Annotated in this window: 17 protein-coding genes; 2 read left to right on the top strand and 15 right to left on the bottom strand. The window is 66.3% G+C overall.

The window, feature by feature from the left end; translation table 11 throughout:
* Positions 1 to 15: 15 nt before the first annotated feature.
* The 15 genes from murB to Q8J98_RS09745 form a co-directional block, all read right to left on the bottom strand.
* Positions 16 to 948 (bottom strand): UDP-N-acetylmuramate dehydrogenase, encoded by a 933-nt coding sequence (murB, locus tag Q8J98_RS09815; protein WP_305294201.1) that lies wholly within the window; start codon positions 946 to 948, stop codon positions 16 to 18.
* Positions 948 to 1,202 carry a DUF2484 family protein gene (locus tag Q8J98_RS09810; protein ID WP_305183971.1) on the bottom strand — a complete coding sequence of 85 codons (255 nt, stop codon included), beginning with the start codon at positions 1,200 to 1,202 and terminating at the stop codon, positions 948 to 950. The genes murB and Q8J98_RS09810 overlap by 1 nt, the downstream gene beginning before the upstream one ends.
* Positions 1,199 to 1,468 (bottom strand): DUF2484 family protein, encoded by a 270-nt coding sequence (locus Q8J98_RS09805; protein WP_305294177.1) that lies wholly within the window; start codon positions 1,466 to 1,468, stop codon positions 1,199 to 1,201. Before Q8J98_RS09805 ends, Q8J98_RS09810 begins: the two co-directional genes overlap by 4 nt.
* Positions 1,465 to 2,880, bottom strand: coding sequence for a UDP-N-acetylmuramate--L-alanine ligase (murC, locus tag Q8J98_RS09800; RefSeq protein ID WP_305294176.1), 1,416 nt, complete (start codon positions 2,878 to 2,880; stop codon positions 1,465 to 1,467). The genes Q8J98_RS09805 and murC overlap by 4 nt, the downstream gene beginning before the upstream one ends.
* The gene (locus Q8J98_RS09795) at positions 2,877 to 3,971 is read right to left on the bottom strand and encodes a UDP-N-acetylglucosamine--N-acetylmuramyl-(pentapeptide) pyrophosphoryl-undecaprenol N-acetylglucosamine transferase (RefSeq protein ID WP_305294175.1); all 1,095 of its coding nucleotides are present in this window, start codon (positions 3,969 to 3,971) and stop codon (positions 2,877 to 2,879) included. The genes murC and Q8J98_RS09795 overlap by 4 nt, the downstream gene beginning before the upstream one ends.
* Positions 3,968 to 5,134 carry an FtsW/RodA/SpoVE family cell cycle protein gene (locus Q8J98_RS09790; RefSeq protein WP_305294174.1) on the bottom strand — a complete coding sequence of 389 codons (1,167 nt, stop codon included), beginning with the start codon at positions 5,132 to 5,134 and terminating at the stop codon, positions 3,968 to 3,970. The genes Q8J98_RS09795 and Q8J98_RS09790 overlap by 4 nt, the downstream gene beginning before the upstream one ends.
* A gap of 111 nt (positions 5,135 to 5,245) precedes the next feature.
* Positions 5,246 to 6,652 carry a UDP-N-acetylmuramoyl-L-alanine--D-glutamate ligase gene (gene murD / locus Q8J98_RS09785; protein WP_305294173.1) on the bottom strand — a complete coding sequence of 469 codons (1,407 nt, stop codon included), beginning with the start codon at positions 6,650 to 6,652 and terminating at the stop codon, positions 5,246 to 5,248.
* Positions 6,653 to 6,740: 88 nt separating this feature from the next.
* A complete protein-coding gene (mraY, locus tag Q8J98_RS09780) occupies positions 6,741 to 7,823 on the bottom strand; it encodes a phospho-N-acetylmuramoyl-pentapeptide-transferase (RefSeq protein WP_305294172.1) in 1,083 nt (360 codons plus the stop codon).
* Entirely contained in the window at positions 7,823 to 9,298 is a 1,476-nt protein-coding gene (murF, locus tag Q8J98_RS09775) for a UDP-N-acetylmuramoyl-tripeptide--D-alanyl-D-alanine ligase (RefSeq protein WP_305294171.1), read from the bottom strand. The genes mraY and murF overlap by 1 nt, the downstream gene beginning before the upstream one ends.
* Complete coding sequence (locus tag Q8J98_RS09770) at positions 9,298 to 10,767, bottom strand: UDP-N-acetylmuramoyl-L-alanyl-D-glutamate--2,6-diaminopimelate ligase (protein WP_305294170.1); 1,470 nt, start codon at positions 10,765 to 10,767, stop codon at positions 9,298 to 9,300. The genes murF and Q8J98_RS09770 overlap by 1 nt, the downstream gene beginning before the upstream one ends.
* Positions 10,768 to 10,831: 64 nt before the next feature.
* Positions 10,832 to 12,613 (bottom strand): penicillin-binding protein 2, encoded by a 1,782-nt coding sequence (locus Q8J98_RS09765; protein WP_305294169.1) that lies wholly within the window; start codon positions 12,611 to 12,613, stop codon positions 10,832 to 10,834.
* A complete protein-coding gene (locus Q8J98_RS09760) occupies positions 12,610 to 12,966 on the bottom strand; it encodes a cell division protein FtsL (protein WP_305183980.1) in 357 nt (118 codons plus the stop codon). The genes Q8J98_RS09765 and Q8J98_RS09760 overlap by 4 nt, the downstream gene beginning before the upstream one ends.
* Positions 12,966 to 13,943: a 16S rRNA (cytosine(1402)-N(4))-methyltransferase RsmH gene (gene rsmH, locus Q8J98_RS09755; RefSeq protein ID WP_305294168.1), complete on the bottom strand. Its 978-nt coding sequence runs from the start codon at positions 13,941 to 13,943 to the stop codon at positions 12,966 to 12,968. Before rsmH ends, Q8J98_RS09760 begins: the two co-directional genes overlap by 1 nt.
* 3 nt (positions 13,944 to 13,946) lie before the next feature.
* Positions 13,947 to 14,450, bottom strand: coding sequence for a division/cell wall cluster transcriptional repressor MraZ (gene mraZ / locus Q8J98_RS09750; protein WP_305294167.1), 504 nt, complete (start codon positions 14,448 to 14,450; stop codon positions 13,947 to 13,949).
* Between the two features lie 596 nt (positions 14,451 to 15,046).
* The gene (locus Q8J98_RS09745) at positions 15,047 to 16,105 is read right to left on the bottom strand and encodes an Mrp/NBP35 family ATP-binding protein (RefSeq protein ID WP_305294166.1); all 1,059 of its coding nucleotides are present in this window, start codon (positions 16,103 to 16,105) and stop codon (positions 15,047 to 15,049) included.
* Between the two features lie 249 nt (positions 16,106 to 16,354).
* Between Q8J98_RS09745 and Q8J98_RS09740 the strand changes: the two genes are divergently transcribed.
* Both Q8J98_RS09740 and rlmJ read left to right on the top strand, forming a co-directional pair.
* A complete protein-coding gene (locus tag Q8J98_RS09740) occupies positions 16,355 to 16,579 on the top strand; it encodes a DUF1127 domain-containing protein (RefSeq protein ID WP_305183984.1) in 225 nt (74 codons plus the stop codon).
* Between the two features lie 451 nt (positions 16,580 to 17,030).
* Positions 17,031 to 17,822: a 23S rRNA (adenine(2030)-N(6))-methyltransferase RlmJ gene (gene rlmJ / locus Q8J98_RS09735; protein ID WP_305294165.1), complete on the top strand. Its 792-nt coding sequence runs from the start codon at positions 17,031 to 17,033 to the stop codon at positions 17,820 to 17,822.
* Positions 17,823 to 17,854 lie beyond the last annotated feature (32 nt).

The raw sequence follows: 17,854 nt of genomic DNA, 5'->3' as shown, positions 1-17,854 counted from the left end.
CCCCGTGGAATGTTGTTACTTGTCGTGCGGTTCCGGCATCGGTTCGCCGACCCGCATGATTTCCCACTCTAGCCGGATTCCACTCTGTTGCAAAACCCTTTCTCGGACCTCTTCGCCCAGACCCTCGAGGTCGGCGGCGGTTGCGCTGCCGGTGTTGATGAGAAAGTTCGAATGCATCTCGCTCATCTGCGCTCCGCCTCGCCGCGCGCCGCGCATGCCCGCCGCATCGATCGCTTTCCAGGCCTTCAGGTCGTGCACATCATCGGCGCGCCCTGTCGAGGAATGGCCCGAAGGATTGCGGAAGGTGGAACCGGCGCTGCGTTCGCGCGTGGGCTGGCTTGCGTCCCGCTTGGCGATCTGCGCTTCCATCTTTTCGACCAAATCGGCGGGATTTGCCGAAATTGCCTGAAAAGTAGCAGAAACGAGCACATAGCCCGCGGGAAGCTCACTGTGGCGGTAGGATAAATGCAAGTCCGCCGGGGAAAGAACAACCCGCTTCCCCGCCCGGTTTACCGCCACCGCTTCAATGAGGTGGTCCGCCACATAGCTGCCGTAGCAGCCCGCATTCATCCGCACCGCGCCGCCGATACTGCCGGGGATGGTGCGCAGGAAGGTGAGGTCAAGCCCTGCCTCCGCCGCGCGCCGCGCCACATGCGCATCAAGCGCCGCCGCACCGGCAGTGACCCGGTTGCCGACAATCTCGATGCCGTTGAAACCGCGCCCGAGCCGGATCACCACCGCCCGGATACCGCCATCGCGCACGATCAGGTTTGACCCCACGCCGATCGGAAACACCGGCACCAGAGGATCGAGCGCCGCCAGAAACGCCTGCAAATCTTCGATATCCGCAGGCTGAAAAAGCCAGTCTGCCGGTCCCCCGACCCGTAGCCAGGTTAGGTCTGCAAGGCTGCGGTTGGCGCTCAACGTGCCGCGCACCTCGGGCAGAATCATGCCCGCCTCCCGCGCCAGAGACCAAGGCGGCGGAGTGCGAAGATCAGCGGCCAGCGCAGCACCGAGACCCCGGCGGCGAGCACCACGAGGCCGACGACCGGCCCGTTCTCGAAGGTAACCCAGCCGATCAGCGGAATTCCGAGCGCGATAAGCACCCAGGCCTGCCGCCAGTGATTGTCACGCGAAGGCATCAGCGCCAGCAGATTGGCGACCAGCGCCCAGACACAGGCGGCAACGAGCGAAAGCGTCATTCGCGGCCCTCCCTGTATGGGGGCGAAACCGGGCGACCCATGGCGCGTTGTGCCAGATACCAGAGCGGGCGGCGAAACAGCGAGACAAACGCCGCGAGCCCGATCGCCACCACCCAGACGCCATGCACCACGCCGATCCACACCAACAGCACCGGTGCCGATACCAGCAGCACCAGCCCCGGCAGCATCTGGCGGTGGAGCGGCAAAAGCGCCGTGGCACTTGCCGCCAGCACCCAGACGCAAGCGAGGATCAGCACCAGGCTCATGTGCGCCAGTCCTTTAGCGCCGCGGGCAGCGTGTTCGCCCAAGCCGAAATCGTGCCTGCGCCGAGGCAGACGACAATGTCACCCGGCCGCGCCTCGTCGCGCACCAGTTGCGCAAGGTCCGCTTCGGAAACCACCGCGCGCGCATGGCGGTGACCATGCGCGACCAGCCCGGCCACCAGATCATCGCGGCTGGCCCCGGCAATCGGCGCTTCGCCCGCCGCATAGACCTCGGCGATGCCCACCACATCGGCCTCGTTGAAGCAGGTGCAGAAATCCTCGAACAGGCTCGACAGCCGCGTGTAGCGGTGCGGCTGATGCACCGCGATGACCCGGCCGCGCGTGGACTGCCGCGCCGCCTTCAGCACGGCGGCAATTTCCACCGGATGGTGGCCGTAATCGTCGATGATGGAAACACCGTTGAGCTCCGCGATCTTGGTGAAACGGCGGTTGACGCCGCCAAAACCAGCCAGTGCCGCGCGGATCTCTTCCATTTTCATGCCAAGGTGGCGCGCCACCGCTATTGCCGCCAAGGCGTTGGAAACGTTGTGCTCTCCGGGCATCGGCAGGGTGCAATCCGCGATCACCGCGCCCTCGCCCTCGCCTTGCAAGGCAACGTCGAAATGCGCCACACCGGCCTCGAAACGCAGGTCGAGCGCGCGCACGTCGGCCTGGGCGTTGAAGCCGAAGGTGACCACGCGGCGGTCGGTGATGCGGCCCACCAGCGCCTGCACCTCGGGGTGGTCGGTGCAGCAGACGGCAAGCCCGTAAAACGGGATGTTCGAGACGAAATCGAAAAATCCCCGGCGCAGATTGTCGAAGCTGCCCCAATGCTCCATGTGCTCGGGGTCGATATTGGTGACAATGGCGATGGTCGCGGGCAGGCGGTTGAAGCTGCCGTCGCTTTCGTCTGCTTCGACCACCATCCATTCGCCTTCGCCCGCCCGCGCGTTCGAGCCATAGGCGTGAATGATGCCGCCGTTGATCACCGTCGGGTCGAACCCGCCCTTGTCGAGCAGGGTCGCCACCATCGTTGTGGTGGTGGTCTTGCCATGCGTTCCCGCCACCGCGATGTTCGAGCGCAGCCGCATCAATTCGGCGAGCATTTCGGCGCGGCGCACCACCGGCAAACCGCGCCGACGTGCCTCCTCAAGCTCGGGGTTGCCCTTCTTGATCGCCGACGAAATCACCACCACCGCCGCCTGCCCGAGGTTTTCGGCGCGCTGTCCTTCGAAAAAGCTTGCGCCAAGCGACACCAGACGATCGGTGATCTTGCTGGCCTTGGCATCGGACCCCTGGACCACATAGCCGAGCGTCATCAGCACCTCGGCAATGCCGGACATGCCGATGCCGCCGATGCCGACGAAGTGGATCGGCCCAAGTTCGCCCGGAAGTTTCGTCGCCGCCGCATTCATGGCGTCACCTTAGCCAGACCTTCGACCAGTTCCACCAGCCGTTCCGTCGCGTCCGGGATGCTGTAGGAAAGCGCGGCATTGGCCATTTTTACCGCTGCATCGGGGTTGCCGAGCACCAGTGCCACCTGTTCGGCAACGCTTTCTGCGCCGAACCGCGATTCCGGAATCAGCACCGCGGCCCCGGCATCCAGCAGGCCGCGCGCATTGGCGGTCTGGTGGTCGCCGGTTGCTGCGGCATAGGGCACCAGCAGCGAGGGCCGCCCGATCACGCTGATTTCCGCCACCGTGCTTGCACCCGCCCGCGCAATCACCAGCTGCGCTTCCGAAAGGCGGCGGGGCACGTCGGTAAAGAACGGCTGCACCTCGGCCGAGATATTCGCGGCTACATAGGCGGCGATCACCTCAAGGCGGTCCTCTTCGCGCGCCTGATGGGCGACGCGCAATTGCCCGCGAAGGCCTTCGGGAAGCCGGGCAAGCGCTGCGGGAACCACCTGCGAAAGCACCCGCGCACCCTGGCTGCCGCCAAGAACCAGCAAGCTAATCGGGTAGTCTCCGGGCGGAATATAGGGCGCGCCTGCGCGCTCCAGCACCGCGGCGCGGACCGGGTTGCCGGTATGCACGCCCACCGCACCGTCAGGCAAAGCCGTTGGCCAGGTGCCGCAGGCAAAACCCTGCACCCGTCGCGCGAAAAGCCGGTTGACGCGGCCAAGCACGCCGTTCTGTTCATGAATGGCGCGCGGCACCTTCAGCACCACGGCAGCGGCAAGCGCGGGTATCGTCGGATAGCCGCCAAAGCCCACCACCACCGCCGGCCGGTCGCGCCGGAACGCCCGCATCGCCGAAAGCACCCCGGCCGCAATGCGGAAAGGCACCATCGCCCTGGCCAGCAGGCCGCCGCGGGCGAAAGTCGCCGAGGCGACTTGCGCAACCTGCACCACATGCGGAAATCCGCCAGTATAGCGCGCGCCACGCACATCGGTTGAAAGCTTCACCCGCCAGCCACGCCGCACCATCGCCTCGGCCAGCGCCTGCGCGGGAAACATGTGCCCGCCAGTGCCGCCGGCGGCAATCAGCAAAAGCGGCCCGGTCATCGCCCCCTCCGCGCGAGTATCTCGCCAAACTGGCCACGCGGGCGGCGGCGGGTGAGGGCAAGCAGCATGCCCATGGCAATGCCCGATGCGATCACCGAGCTGCCGCCGTAGCTTACAAAGGGCAGCGTCATGCCCTTGGCGGGCAAAAGCCGCACCGCAACGCCCATATTGATGAAGGCCTGCACCCCGAAGGCGCAGGCAAGCCCGGTGCCCGCAAGCCGGGTGAAAATGTCGCGCTCGCCGGTCAGCCGGTAGAGCGACATCGCCACGATTGCCGCGTAAAGCAGCACGATCGCCAGCACCAGCACGAGACCATACTCCTCCGCCGCAACCGCAATGATGAAATCGGTGTGCGCGTCGGGCAACTGCCACTTGACCGTGCCTTCGCCGACCCCGACCCCAAACAGCCCACCCTCCTGAATCGCGTTGGTGGCATAGCCGATCTGGGTGCGCGGGTCGATTTCCGAGGCAAGGTAGCCATCAATCCGGCGGGCAAAATGTTCTGACCCGCTATAGGCACCAAACCCGCCCAGCACGGTCAGTCCGGCAAGCCCCACCAGCAGAACCACCGGCGCGCCCGAGACAAAATAGATGACGCACCAGATGAACAGCACCAGCGCCGCCTGGCCGAAATCGGGCTGCGCCGCCAGCAACCCGACCACTACCAGCGTGATGAAAAGCGAATAGCGCCTGCCCGGCGGACCGCCCACATCCTGTGCTGCCGCCATGAACCACGCGACCAGCACCACCAGCCCGGGCTTGAGGAATTCGGCTGGCTGCACACTGGCGAAACCGAAGCTGAACCAACGCACCGCACCCTTGCCGAAATCGGTGCCGAAAACCGGCAGCAGCGCCAGCGCCAGAAACGCCGCGACAAAGCCGAGCACACCAAGCCTGCGCACCTGCGGCGGCGACAGCATCGAGATGGCAAGCATGACAACGATTGCCGCGCCACCGAAGATCAATTGTCGGGTGACATAGTAGAAGGGCGGCAGCCCGTTCTTTTCGGCCAGCGGCACCGAAGCCGCAAGACCAAGCAGAATGCCGACCGCGAACAGGCCGAGCACGGCACCCAGGGTCCATTTGTCGAGCGTGCGCCACCAACGCGGCAACACCGGCTCAACCGCCCTGACGGGCGCGGTGCCAAACACCATCTCAGTCATGATACACTGCCGTCCTGCCTCGGGTCGCCCGGTTTTCCGGGTCTCGTGGGCAAGTGTAACGTCAAACGGGGCTCCATGCCAGAGGAACATGGGCGGCAAAGGGTGCTTCGGTCACGCCAGCCCCAGACGCGCCTTGACCAGGGCAACAAAATGCTCGCCGCGTTTTTCGAAATTCTCATACTGGTCAAAACTGGCCGCAGCAGGTGCCAGAAGCACCACATCGCCCGGTTCCGCCTCGGCCGCAGCGCGCTCCACGGCGCGTTCCATCGTCTCGCAAATTTCCTGCGGCGTCGCGCCGAGATCAAGCGCGAAATCGCGCGCCGAATGGCCGATGAGATAGGCTTTCGCCACCGCGCCAAGATGCGGCGCGAGCGCCGCTATGCCGCCTTCCTTGCCCAGACCTCCGGCGATCCAGCGAATTCGGGGGAAGGCTTGCAAGGCTTTGGCGGCGCTATCGACATTGGTGGCCTTGGAATCGTTCACAAAGCGCACACCGCCCGCCTCGGCGACCGTCTGGCTGCGGTGCGGCAGGCCGGCAAAGCTGGCAAGCGCCGCCTCGATCTCGCGCGGCGGCACCCCAAGCGCGCGGCACGCCGCCCAGGCGGCGCAGGCGTTCTGGTGGTTGTGCGCGCCGGGCAGCCCGGCAATGGCACGCAGATCGACCGAGGCCAGTTGCCGCCCTTTGCGCCACTCCGCCAGAAACCCCTTGCGCGCGAATACCGACCAGCCAAAGCCACCGAGCCTCTGCCCTGAGGAAACCCGGATGACCCGGTCATCCTCGGGGCCGGTGGCAAGCTGGTCGGCCAGAAACACCCCCTCCGCCTCGTCTACGCCGATCACCGCGCGGTCCGGCCCGCCTTCGGCAAAAAGCCGCCGCTTGGCCGCGAAATAGCCGCCCAGGCCGCCATGCCGGTCAAGGTGGTCGGGGGTGAGATTGGTGAACACCGCCACATCCGGGGTCAGCGCGCGGGCAAGCTCTGTCTGGTAGGAGGAAAGCTCCAGCACCACCACCTCGGCCTCGCTGGCCGGGTCAATGTCAAGCACGCCGCGCCCGATGTTGCCTGCCATCTGCGTCGGTCGCCCGGCGGCTTGCAGAATGTGGTGAATGAGCGCGGTAGTGGTCGATTTGCCGTTCGAGCCGGTCACCGCCACGCATTTCGGGGTGACATCGAACTGATCCCAGTCGCCGGTCGCCCAGGAGCGGAAAAACAGGCCGATGTCGTTATCGACAGCAATGCCCGCAGCCATTGCGCGGGCGATGAGGCGGTGCGGGGCCGGGTAGAGATGCGGGATGCCGGGGCTGACGATCAGCGCCGCCACCCCCTCCCAGGCATCGGCGCGGCCAAGATCGTGCAGCCTGTGCCCCGCCGCCTCGGCGCTGGTGCGCACCTCGGGGCTTTCGTCCCAGCATAGCGCCTCGGCACCGCCAGCGGCGAGCGCGGCCGCGGTGGCAAGCCCTGACCGGCCCAGACCCAGCACGGCCACCTTCAGCCCCTCGTAGCCCAGCACCGGAATCATCGCGCCCCCCACCTGTCGCCAGGTTCACATTGCCCCCGTACCGGCGCGCCAGCAAGGCCGGGGGGCAGAGGCCCCCCGGCTTTGTGCCTCAGCGCAGCTTCAGCGTCGCCAGCCCGATCAATGCGAGGATGAGCGAGATGATCCAGAACCGGATCACGATCTGCGGCTCCGCCCAGCCCCTCTTCTCGAAATGGTGGTGGATCGGTGCCATCAGAAATACCCGCCGCCCGGTGCGCTTGAAGTAGAGCACCTGAACGATGACGCTCATCGCCTCGACCACAAAGAGCCCGCCGACGATTGCCAGTACGATTTCATGCTTGGTGCAGACCGCGATGGCGCCCAGCGCGCCGCCAAGCGCCAGGCTTCCGGTATCGCCCATGAAGACCGCGGCTGGGGGGGCGTTATACCAGAGAAACCCGAGGCCGCCGCCGATCAGCGCCGCGGTGAAAATGAAAAGCTCCCCGGCGCCGGGCACAAAATGCACCCCGAGATAGGCGGAAAAGTCTGTTCGGCCAACCACATAGGCGATCACTCCCAGGGTGCCGGCAGCGATCATCACCGGCATGACCGCCAATCCGTCGAGCCCGTCGGTCAGGTTCACCGCATTGGCCGCACCCACGATCACCACCATCGAGAACGGCACGAAGAACCAGCCGAGGTTGACCAGCACATCCTTGAATACCGGCAGTGCGAGCTGATTGGAAAGCGCCTCGGGGTGCAGGCGCGCAGCAAGTGCCGCGGCGACCGCCGCAATCACCAGCCCGGCCGCAAAGCGCAGCCGCGACGAGACGCCCTTGCTCGATTGCCGCTTCACCTTGGCATAATCGTCGGCAAAGCCGATGATCCCGAAGCTGAAGGTAACGCCCATCACGATCCAGACATAGGCATTGTCGAGCCGCGCCCAGAGCAGGGTCGAAAACAGCAGCGCTGAAAGGATCAGAAGACCCCCCATCGTCGGCGTCCCTGCCTTGGCAAAGTGACTTGCCGGGCCATCATCGCGAATCGGCTGGCCCTTGCCCTGACGGCGGCGCAAGAGGTCGATCAGCGGCCGCCCGAACAGAAAGCCGAAGACCAGCGCGGTGAAGAACGCGGCCCCCGCCCGAAAGGTGATGTAGCGAAAGAGGTTGAAGACGTCGCCGCCGTCGGAAAGCCCGGTCAACCAGTACAGCATCAGGTATTCCCCTTTTCCGCCACCCGCGCCTCTGCCGCCTGCGCCTCAGCGGCACCCGCCTGCCCGAGTTTCTTCAGCGCGTCAACCACAAGGCTCACCCGCGAGCCTTTGGACCCTTTCACCAGTACCACGTCGCCCGCATCGGCCAGATGATGCGCCCGCGCCGCAAGATCTGCGGCGGTCGCATGCCACTCGCCGCGCTTGCCGGGCGGCAACGCCTGCCAGAGCACCTGCATCCGTGGGCCGACGCAGTGCACAAGGCGGATGCCGGGCATGGCGGGGTGATTGGCGATGGCGGCATGCAGCGCCGCCTCGCCCGCGCCAAGTTCCAGCATGTCGCCCAGAACAGCGATCCGCCGCCCGGCACGAACCCGGCCCACACCATCGCGCGGCGTTGCCATGGCAAGCACGTCGAGCGCGGCCGAGAGCGAAGCGGGGTTGGCATTATAGGCATCATCGATCAACTCGAAGCTCTGGGCCGCGTCCACGATGTCAAGATAGATGCGCTGGCGGCTGCCCCGCCCCGCCGGAGGCTCCCACCCGCCAAGGTCAAGCGCGGCAATCGCCGGGTCGGCACCTACCGCTTCGGCCAGCGCCAATACGCCAAGCGCATTGAGCGCAAAATGCCGCCCCGCCGAGCGCAGCTTGAACAGCAATGGCTCTGCCCCGTGTCGCGCCTGAACGATTGCCACATCATCGGCAAGCCGCACCGAGAGCAGCCGGTAGGCATCGCCCGGCTCGATGCCAAAGCAGAGAACGCGGGCCGCATGCTCCCGTGCCTTTGCGGCGAGGATCGGGGTGACCGGCAGCCCTGACGGGATCACCGCCACCCCACCCGGTTCCAGCCCTTCGAACACCGAGGCCTTTTCGCGGGCGATCGCGTCGAGTCCGGCAAACGCTTCCAGATGCGCGGCGGCAATGGTGGTGACGAGGGCTGCGTGCGGGCGGGTGAGGCGTGCCAGCGGCGCGATTTCGCCGGGGCGGTTCATGCCGATTTCAACCACCGCGAAATCGGCATCGGCGGGCAGTCGCGCCAGCGTCAGCGGCACCCCCCAATGGTTGTTGAAGCTCGCCTCGGCTCCATGCACCGAGCCTTGCGAGGCAAGCACGGCGCGCAACATTTCCTTGCTCGAAGTCTTGCCGACCGATCCGGTCACGGCGATGACGATGCCCTTGGCACGCGCGCGCCCGGCACGGCCAAGTTCGGTCAGCGCCGCCAGAACGTCGGGCACGATCAACAGCGGGTCGGCCTCGCTGCAGCCGGTCGGAATGCGGCTCACGAGGGCTGCGGCCGCACCCCGGGCAAGCGCTGCGGCAACGAAATCATGGCCGTCGCGCGCGTCTTTCAGCGCCACGAACAAATCGCCCGGTGCCAGGCTGCGGCTGTCGATCGAAACACCCCGCGCCTCAAAGGCGCGTGTCGCACGGCCGCCCGTGGCTGCACAGGCCTCGGCCGAGGTCCAGAGCGCGGCCATCAGATCTTGCCGTCAAGCGCGGCTACCGCCACGCTTGCCTGTTCGGCATCGTCAAAGGGGTAGATGGTGTCACCCACCACCTGCCCGCTTTCGTGCCCCTTGCCGGCGATCAGCAGCGCATCGCCCGGCCCCAGTGCATCAACACCGCGCAGGATCGCCTCGGCGCGATCGCCGACTTCGCTGGCCTCCGGGGCGGCGGCAAGAATTGCGGCGCGAATGCTGGCAGGGTCTTCGCTGCGCGGGTTGTCATCGGTGACAAACACCACATCGGCATGGGTGGCAGCTGCGGCACCCATCAGCGGGCGCTTGCTGCGATCGCGGTCGCCGCCTGCGCCCAGCACCACGACGATGCGCCCGAGCACATGCGGGCGCAGCGCGCGAAGCGCGGTTTCCACCGCGTCCGGCGTATGGGCGTAATCGACAAAGACCGCCCCGCCATTTTCGCGCGCGGCGGCAAGCTGCATTCGCCCGCGCACCGTGACAAGCCGCGACAGTTGCGCAAACACCGCCTCGGGCACCTCGCCGCAGGCTATCGCAAGGCCCGCCGCCGCCAACACATTGGCCGCCTGAAAGCCGCCGATCAGTGCCAGCCGCGCCATGAACGGGGTGCCTTGCCAGGCAAAGCGAAGGTCCTGCCCGGTGGCATCAAAGCGCTGGCCCAGAATGCGCAGATCGGCACCAGCGGCGGTGCCCACGCTCAGCACCACCTGCCCGCGCGCCCGCGCCATGGCGACCAGTTCGCCCCCGCGCGGATCATCGATATTGACCACCGCTGTGGCTTCGGGCGGCAACACGCGGGTGAAAAGCCCTGCCTTGGCGGCAAAGTAATCTTCAAAGCTCGCGTGATAATCGAGATGGTCCTGGGTGAAATTGGTGAAGGCGGCGGCAGCAAGGCGCACGCCATCAAGGCGACGCTGCGCAAGGCCGTGGCTCGATGCTTCCATCGCGGCATGGGTGACCCCGGCGGCGGCCATTTCGGCGAGCAGCCGGTGCAGGGTGATCGGCTCGGGTGTGGTGTGCGATGACGGCGCGCTGAAGGCACCCTCAACGCCGGTGGTCCCGATATTCGCGGCTTCATGGCCAAGCAGCGCCCAAATCTGCCGGGTGAAGCTGGCGACCGAGGTCTTGCCATTGGTGCCGGTCACTGCCACCACCGTTTCCGGCTGCCGCCCGAACCAGAGCGCCGCTGCAAAGGCGAGCGCCTGCCTTGGCTCTTCGGCCAGCACCAGCGCCGCGCCTGACGCCGCCAGAAGATCGCGCGCCATCTCCGCCCCGGCGCGGTCGGTCAGAACCGCGCTCGCCTCCATGCGCAGCGCGTAGCCGATGAATTCGGCACCATGCGCCTTGACACCGGGAAGGGCGGCAAAAAGGTAGCCGGGGCGCACCGCGCGGCTATCGACCGCAAGGCCGCTGACGCGCGCCTCGCGCCCCGCCTGCGCGCGCAAGCCCAGATCTGCAAGAGATTTCACCGCCTCGCCCCTATCTTGTGCCCTCTGCTCGCCCGAGGCATTTACGCCGCCGCTGGTGCAGGCGTCAATTGCGCGCGAGGCTCAACCCCGGACCGGCAACCGGCGCATAGGTCGGGCGCAGGCCGAGCAGCGGCGCTGCGCGGCGGATAAGTTCTGCCCCGACCGGAACCGCGGTCCAGCCAGCGGTGCGGCGATCCACTGACCCGGAATCCTCAACCGGCTCATCGAGCGACAGCACCAGCACATATTCCGGCGCATGGGCAGGAAACACCGCGGCAAAGGTGGCCAGCACCTTTTCGTCATAGTAACCGCCACCGGGCTTGGGCTTGTCGGCGGTGCCGGTCTTGCCGCCCACCGCATAACCCGGCACTTCGGCAAAGCTCGCGGTGCCGCGCGTCACCACCTGGCGCAGCATCGACATCATCGCTTCGGAATTGGCCGGGCTGATCACCGCCTCGCCCACGGGCCGGGCTGCGCCCAGAACCAGGGTCGGGGTCACGCGATGGCCGCCGTTGGCCAGGGTGGCGTAGGCGGTGGCAAGATGCAGCGGGCTGGCCGAAAGCCCGTGGCCATAGGCGATGGTCATGGTCGAAAGCTCGCTCCAGTTCGGAGGCAGAAGCGGGCGCGCACCGGGTGCCTCGGCCAGTTCAACCGGGGTCGGGGAAAGAAAGCCGAGCGCATCCATGAACGCCCTTTGCCGCTCTGCCCCGATCAGCATGGCTATGCGCGCGGCACCGATGTTGGAGCTTTGGACGATGACGTCGGTCACGCTCAGCCGCGCGCCGTAATCGTGAAAATCGTTGATCCGGTACTTGCCCCAGACCAGTGGCCCGCGGGTGTCGATCATCGTGGCGGGAGTGACCAGACCCAGTTCAAGCGCCTGCGCCACGGCAAAGACCTTGAAGGTCGAGCCAAGCTCGTAAACCCCTTGCACCGCGCGGTTGAACAGCGGGCTGTCCCCCGCCTCGCCGGTTGTCGGCGGCACCGGGCGGGCGTTGGGGTCGAAGTCGGGCAAGCTGGCAATGGCAATGATCTCGCCGCTGCCGACATGCATCAGAACCGCGCTCGCGGCCTTGGCCTTCATCAGCTTCATGCCATCGGCCAACACCTCTTCCAGCGTCGCCTGCACGGTCAGATCAAGCGTCAGGCGCAGCGGCGCTCCGTTGTTGGCGGGGTCGCGCAGCCAGCCGTCAAACGCCTTTTCAACCCCGGCGACGCCGACCACTTCGGCGCTGGCCACGTCTTCGCGACCAAAGCTGGCACCGCCGAGCACATGCGCGGCCAGCTCGCCATTCGGGTAAAGCCGCATTTCGCGGGGCCCGAACAACAGGCCGGGGTCGCCGATATCGTGCACCGCCTGCATCTGTACGGGCGAAATCTTCTTTCTGATCCAGATGAACTTGCGCGAGCCGGTGAAATCGGCGGTCAGCCGGGCGGCATCAAGATCGGGAAAAATCACCACGAGTTCGCGGGCAACGCGCGCCGGGTCGATCATTTCCTGTGGCTGCGCATAAAGCGAATGGGTCAACAGGTTGGTTGCCAGAACCCTGCCATTGCGATCGAGAATATCGGCGCGGCTGGCCAGAATCGCGTCGCCAGACGAGGCAATCTGCGGCTCGATCGGCTGCGAGACGGCAAGTGCTGCCATCCGCACGCCGATCGTGGCAAAGCCCGCCACAAAAGCAGCACCCAGCAGCAGGAGCCTGATTTCGGCCCTGCCACGCGCCGCGTCAGACACCGCCTCGCGGCGCTGGCGGCGGTTTTCACGCTCGATCGTATCGGGGTTTTCGCCGCGCTCGCGGGCGCTCAGAACCCGCGCGAGGGGGCGCAGAGGTGTGCGGATCATGGCCTGCCCCTTCCCGTCGAGACCGCGTCCACCGGATCGAGATCAAGGTTGAACGGACCGCCGGGTGCCAGCGGATAGGCGACCTGCGTCACCCCGCCAAACTGCCGCGCCATCAGCGGAAAAAGCGCCAGCCGCTCGAAGTTGAGCGCCACCAGCGCCCGCAGCCTGTCAGGGCGGTTGAGATAGGCCCATTCCGCATCGAGCACCGATAGCCCCTCGCGAAGGCTGGCAATCTCGGATTGCAGCCGGGTCAGTTCTGATATCGCGGTCTGGGTGCGGTAGTTCTCGCGGTAGGCCCAGAATGCCAGCCCCATCACCGCCACTACCGCCAAGCCGGAAAGCAGCGTGCGCATCAGGGCTCTCCTTGCAGCGAAGGTGCCGGCAGCCCAAGGCTCGCACGGTCTGCGCGGGCGGCCGCGGCGGCGCTGCGGCGTGCAAGCCGCAACTTGGCGGATCTCGCGCGGGGGTTCGCGGCAAGCTCGGCCGCGTCCGGGCCGATTGCCTTGGAGACATCGGTGAATGCGGGCACCACCGGGGCGCGGGCCGGGGCGTGGCGGCTGCCCTGCCCTTCGGCCCCGGCGCGCGCCTGCAAGAACCGCTTCACCACCCGGTCTTCAAGCGAATGGAAGCTGACCACCGCCAGCCAGCCGCCCGGTTTCAGCGCGCGCTCGGCAGCCTCCAGCCCCTCGATCAACTGCCGGAACTCGTCGTTCACCCAGATGCGGATCGCCTGGAAGCTGCGCGTTGCGGGGTGGCTTTGCCCCGGCTTGGCGCGCGGCAGAGAACGTTCAATGACCGCGACCAGATCGGTGGTTCGGGCCAGCGGCCGCGCCGCGATGATGGCGCGCGCAATGCGCCGCGCCGCGCGCTCTTCGCCATAGTGAAAGAGGATGTCGGCGATCCTCGCTTCTGAAGCCTGGTTCAGTAGTTCCGCCGCCGTCGGCCCCTCGGCACCCATGCGCATGTCAAGCGGGCCATCGCGCAGAAATGAAAACCCGCGCTCGGGCTGGTCGATCTGCATCGAGGAAACGCCGAGGTCGAGCACCACGCCGTCAAGCTTTGTGGCCGCGAGGCTGTCGAGGTTGGAAAATGTGCCTTCGACCAGCCGCAGCCGATCCCCGTAGGCCGCAGCCCAGGGTGCCGCCAGCGCGAATACGCTGTGGTCGCGGTCGATGCCGATCACGGTATCGGCCCCGGCATCGAGCAGCGCGCGCGCATAGCCGCCTGCACCGAAGGTGCCATCAAGCCAAACGCCCGAAACCGGGGCCACCGCGGCAATCAACGGGCGGATCAGAACCGGAATGTGCGGGGCATCTGCGGGGGCGGCCATCGCCTACCCCCTCGGTCGGCCGGGCAGAAGGCTGCGCGGGTCGAAATCTTCGGGGTATTGCTCGGAAAGGCGGCGCTGGCGTGCTGCGTAATGTGCCTGATAGGTCTCGGGCTTCCAGATCTTGAAATAATCGCCCGCCGAGATGAAGAAGGCTTCGCCTTCAAGCCCGATCTTGTCACGCAGCTTTTGCGGCAACACCAGGCGGCCATCGTCATCGATCTGCAATTCCTGCGCCTGGCCGTGCATCCATTCTTCAAGTTGCAGACGGTCGGACGAGTTGCGCTGCATCCGCTCGATTTCTTCGTCAATCTCCTCGATCGCCTTGATCGTAAAGACCTCAAGCCAGGTCTGGCGCTCGGGGCCATAGACCAGCACGATGTTGGGGCGGTTGCCGGGAACCCAGTCGGGGTCGCAGGCTTCGATCACGCGACGAAAGGCTGCGGGGATCGAAACGCGACCCTTCGCATCGACCTTGAACGTCTCCGAGCCTCTGAACCTGCGTGCCAAGGGCCCGCGCTCCTTCGTTTTCGGCCCCGCTTCAAAGAGAAACGGCGGTCGGGCCGCTGCCACTGCCCGATCCGCCGCCCTCGTCCCATCGCTGGGTATGTCCGACTGCGCGCGCCACCTGGGGGGATGTCTGCTCGCTCGCGCGCCGGATCTCTTGGTTCGTGAAAGTCGGGTGCCTGTATGAAACCTGCTAGTCTTTTCGCCTTTGGGATCTGCGTCCCTTTGAGCCCGCCTTCTCGATGAACAAGGGATAACGTGGGAATTTATGGGAAGCAACAGGATTTTATGGGGCAATGCGGCAAATCTGGTGCACGGGCCCCTGCGAAAACAAGAGATTGTGCCGCCGAAAGCGGATTTTTCAGCAAGGGTAGCGGTCAGCCTAAAACGTGCCACTAGATATGGTAAACCGTGGCCCGCCGGTCCATTCCCATGCCGAGGCCACTTTTTTCAGCTTGCGGCGCTAATGGGCGCGGCGTTTCAGAAACATAAAGAGAACATTTTAGCGGACAGCCGAAGAATCGCCGTCTGGTGATTCGTTTTCTGGGTAGCCTGCGCAACCGATCCCGGTTTTTCCCGGACCGCGCCGCCAAACCCGCTCAGGCTGCGCCAGACGCGACCAGAGCGGCGGCAAGCCGCGCATAGGCATCAGCGACCGGGCCCTCGCCCGCCGCGATCGGTGTGCCCGCATCGCCCGCCAGCCGCACCGCCAGATCAAGCGGCAATTCGCCAAGGAATGGCAGGCCGAGCGCTTCCGCCTCTGCCGCGACGCCGCCGTGGCCAAAAAGATGCGCCTCATGCCCGCAATTGGGGCAGACATAGGTGGACATGTTTTCGATCAACCCGACCACCGGCACCTTGAGCTTGGCGAACATGTCGAGCGCGCGGCGCGCATCGATCAGCGCCACGTCTTGCGGGGTGGAAACCACCAGCGCGCCGGAAACCGGCACCTTTTGCGCCAGCGACATCTGCACGTCGCCCGTGCCCGGCGGCAGATCGACGATCAGCACATCGAGCGTGCCCCAGGCCACCTGCCCCAGCATCTGCTGCATCGCCCCCATCAGCATCGGCCCGCGCCAGATCACCGCCTCGCCGTCGCGCAGCATCAGCCCTATCGACATCATCGTGACGCCATGCGCGACAAGCGGAATGATGGTCTTGCCATCGGGGCTGGCGGGGCGGCGGCTGACCCCCATCATGCGCGGCTGGCTTGGCCCATAGATATCGGCGTCGAGCAGACCCACCTGCCGCCCGGCCCGCGCCAACGCTACCGCCAGGTTCGAGGCGACGGTGGATTTGCCGACCCCGCCCTTGCCGGAGCCTATCGCGAGCACCCGCGCCACGCCGGGGATCGCTTGCGGACCGGCCTGCGGCGCGGGATGGCCGCCGATTTTCAGGCTCGGCGGGCTTGCTGCCTGCGCGGTGGTGGCAATCGAAACGCTGGTGACCCCCGGCAATTCCCGCAGACGTGCCTCTATTTCGGGGCGCTGCGCCTCAAGCAACTTCGCCTCGGCCGCCGATTCGGCTTCGAGCACGAAGCGCACCACACCACCCTCTACCCCCATCGCGCGCACCATGTCGCGCGAGGTCAGCGTGCCGCCACCGGGTGCCGCAACCCCTGCCAGCGCCGCCAGCACGTCTTCCTTTTTGACAGTCATGTGACGCTCCGCCGCGATTGACACTGCCTACACTGGCGCGAATGTGCCGAAGTGCAAGAGTTCATCACAAACCCGCGTAAGATTTGGGCAAATGCCGCGGGGTAAGCCCAAATTAGGTCAGTAACCGTTATGCAATTTCCGCATGGCAGCATTGATCTCGCGCCCTATTGTGCAAGTGCAGCATTTTGCCCATGTTAGCCCCAACAGCGAATACCACTCGCACCCCGGAACAGCAGACGGAGCCAGAACATGGCCTTTGCACTTGGCAACATCAACGTCGATCTCGGCCTTGCCGACCGCGCTGCCGCACTCTTCGCCAGGCTCGGCGAGGCGCGCCAGCGCCGCAAGGTCTTTCGTCAGACGCTGCGCGAACTCGGCGCGCTTTCTAGCCGCGAACTCACCGACCTTGGCATTCCCCGCTCGATGATCACCCGCGTGGCAATCGAGGCGGCCTACGGCAAGGGCGGCAAATAGGTTTCCTTCCCGGCCCTTCCTCCTCCCTAGGGCCACGGGAAAACGGCGGCACCCCCCTCCTCCTCCCTGGGGGTGCCGCCAAAAGAACAGGGGCCGCGAGGCCCGAGCGAGACGCGAAGATCCCCCTCCTCCTCCCTGGGGATCTCGTGCAGAAGGCGGCGGCCCCATCCTCCTCCCCGGGGTCGCCGCACTTCAAAACCATCGGGCCGCGAAGCCTGAAGTTGATGCGAAAAGCCCCACCTCCTCCCGGGGCTGATCGTTGCTGCGGTGCCTCCCTCCTCCTCCCTCGGGACGGCATCGCACCCATCCGTCGGCCCCCTCCTCCTCCCTGGGGTCAAGGATATGGCGGCGGCACGCCCTCCTCCTCCCTGGGGTGCCGCCGTTTACATTTGCGGGGCTTGCGCGGCGTGGTGGGGCAGGGCATTGGGGGCTGAACCCCGAAAGCGCGCCGATGCTGAGCTATCAACACCTCTACCACGCGGGAAATCTGGCTGACGTGCACAAGCACACCCTGCTTGCGGTCATGCTTGACTACCTGACGGCCAAGGACAAACCGCTGAGCTACATCGAAACCCACGCAGGGCGCGGGCTTTATGCGCTTGACGCGCCCGAGGCATTGAAAACCGGAGAGGCCGCCGAGGGCATCGCGCGCGTCGAGCGGCTTGGCTGGTTTGCCCCGGCGCACCCCTATGCGCGCGCGCTCGCCGCGACCCGCGCCGCCCATGGGCCCGCGGCCTACCCCGGCTCGCCGCTGCTCGCCGCCACGCTCTTGCGACCGGTGGATTCGATCCGGCTGGCCGAGTTGCACCCGCGCGAATTCGCAGCACTTCGCACCGCAATGGCCCCGCATGGCGGCATCTTTCAGCAGATCGACGGGTTGCAGATGGCACTTTCCATCACCCCGCCGACCCCGCGCCGCGGCATCTTGCTGATCGACCCGAGCTATGAGGTGAAGGCCGAATACGAAGCCCTGCCGCCGTTCCTTGCCAGTGTCGCGCGCAAATGGAATGTCGGGGTGATCGCGCTCTGGTATCCGATCCTGGCAAGCGGGCCGCATCAGCCGATGCTCGCGGCCCTCTCGGCCAACCACCCCGAAGCGCTCCGCCACGAGGTTCGCTTTGCACCCGCCCGCGCGGCACATGGCATGGTCGGGTCGGGCATGTTCATCGTCAATGCCCCTTGGGGGATCGGGGCCGAAGCGCGGCGGCTGACCGGGCTTTTTTCGGCGCTTGGCAGCACCTGAGACTTCAGCGCCTTGGGCCAGCCCCCGGACCC

Source organism: Phaeovulum sp., assembly GCF_030684035.1.
Taxonomy (GTDB): domain Bacteria; phylum Pseudomonadota; class Alphaproteobacteria; order Rhodobacterales; family Rhodobacteraceae; genus UBA6213.
Note: the sequence above shows the minus strand (reverse complement) of the source record. Positions and strands in the feature narration are given on the sequence as shown.

What these genes read in the sequence shown, in the direction of transcription:
- murF (WP_305294171.1), bottom strand. Translation starts at nt 9,298, where the DNA reads ATGGCCGCGCTCTGGACCTCGGCCGAGGCCTGTGCAGCCACGGGCGGC.
- rlmJ (WP_305294165.1), top strand. Translation starts at nt 17,031, where the DNA reads ATGCTGAGCTATCAACACCTCTACCACGCGGGAAATCTGGCTGACGTG.
- Q8J98_RS09810 (WP_305183971.1), bottom strand. Translation starts at nt 1,202, where the DNA reads ATGACGCTTTCGCTCGTTGCCGCCTGTGTCTGGGCGCTGGTCGCCAAT.
- Q8J98_RS09765 (WP_305294169.1), bottom strand. Translation starts at nt 12,613, where the DNA reads ATGATCCGCACACCTCTGCGCCCCCTCGCGCGGGTTCTGAGCGCCCGC.
- Q8J98_RS09760 (WP_305183980.1), bottom strand. Translation starts at nt 12,966, where the DNA reads ATGCGCACGCTGCTTTCCGGCTTGGCGGTAGTGGCGGTGATGGGGCTG.
- Q8J98_RS09795 (WP_305294175.1), bottom strand. Translation starts at nt 3,971, where the DNA reads ATGACCGGGCCGCTTTTGCTGATTGCCGCCGGCGGCACTGGCGGGCAC.
- murC (WP_305294176.1), bottom strand. Translation starts at nt 2,880, where the DNA reads ATGAATGCGGCGGCGACGAAACTTCCGGGCGAACTTGGGCCGATCCAC.
- Q8J98_RS09805 (WP_305294177.1), bottom strand. Translation starts at nt 1,468, where the DNA reads ATGAGCCTGGTGCTGATCCTCGCTTGCGTCTGGGTGCTGGCGGCAAGT.
- Q8J98_RS09790 (WP_305294174.1), bottom strand. Translation starts at nt 5,134, where the DNA reads ATGACTGAGATGGTGTTTGGCACCGCGCCCGTCAGGGCGGTTGAGCCG.
- murD (WP_305294173.1), bottom strand. Translation starts at nt 6,652, where the DNA reads ATGATTCCGGTGCTGGGCTACGAGGGGCTGAAGGTGGCCGTGCTGGGT.
- rsmH (WP_305294168.1), bottom strand. Translation starts at nt 13,943, where the DNA reads ATGGCCGCCCCCGCAGATGCCCCGCACATTCCGGTTCTGATCCGCCCG.
- Q8J98_RS09745 (WP_305294166.1), bottom strand. Translation starts at nt 16,105, where the DNA reads ATGACTGTCAAAAAGGAAGACGTGCTGGCGGCGCTGGCAGGGGTTGCG.
- mraY (WP_305294172.1), bottom strand. Translation starts at nt 7,823, where the DNA reads ATGCTGTACTGGTTGACCGGGCTTTCCGACGGCGGCGACGTCTTCAAC.
- Q8J98_RS09740 (WP_305183984.1), top strand. Translation starts at nt 16,355, where the DNA reads ATGGCCTTTGCACTTGGCAACATCAACGTCGATCTCGGCCTTGCCGAC.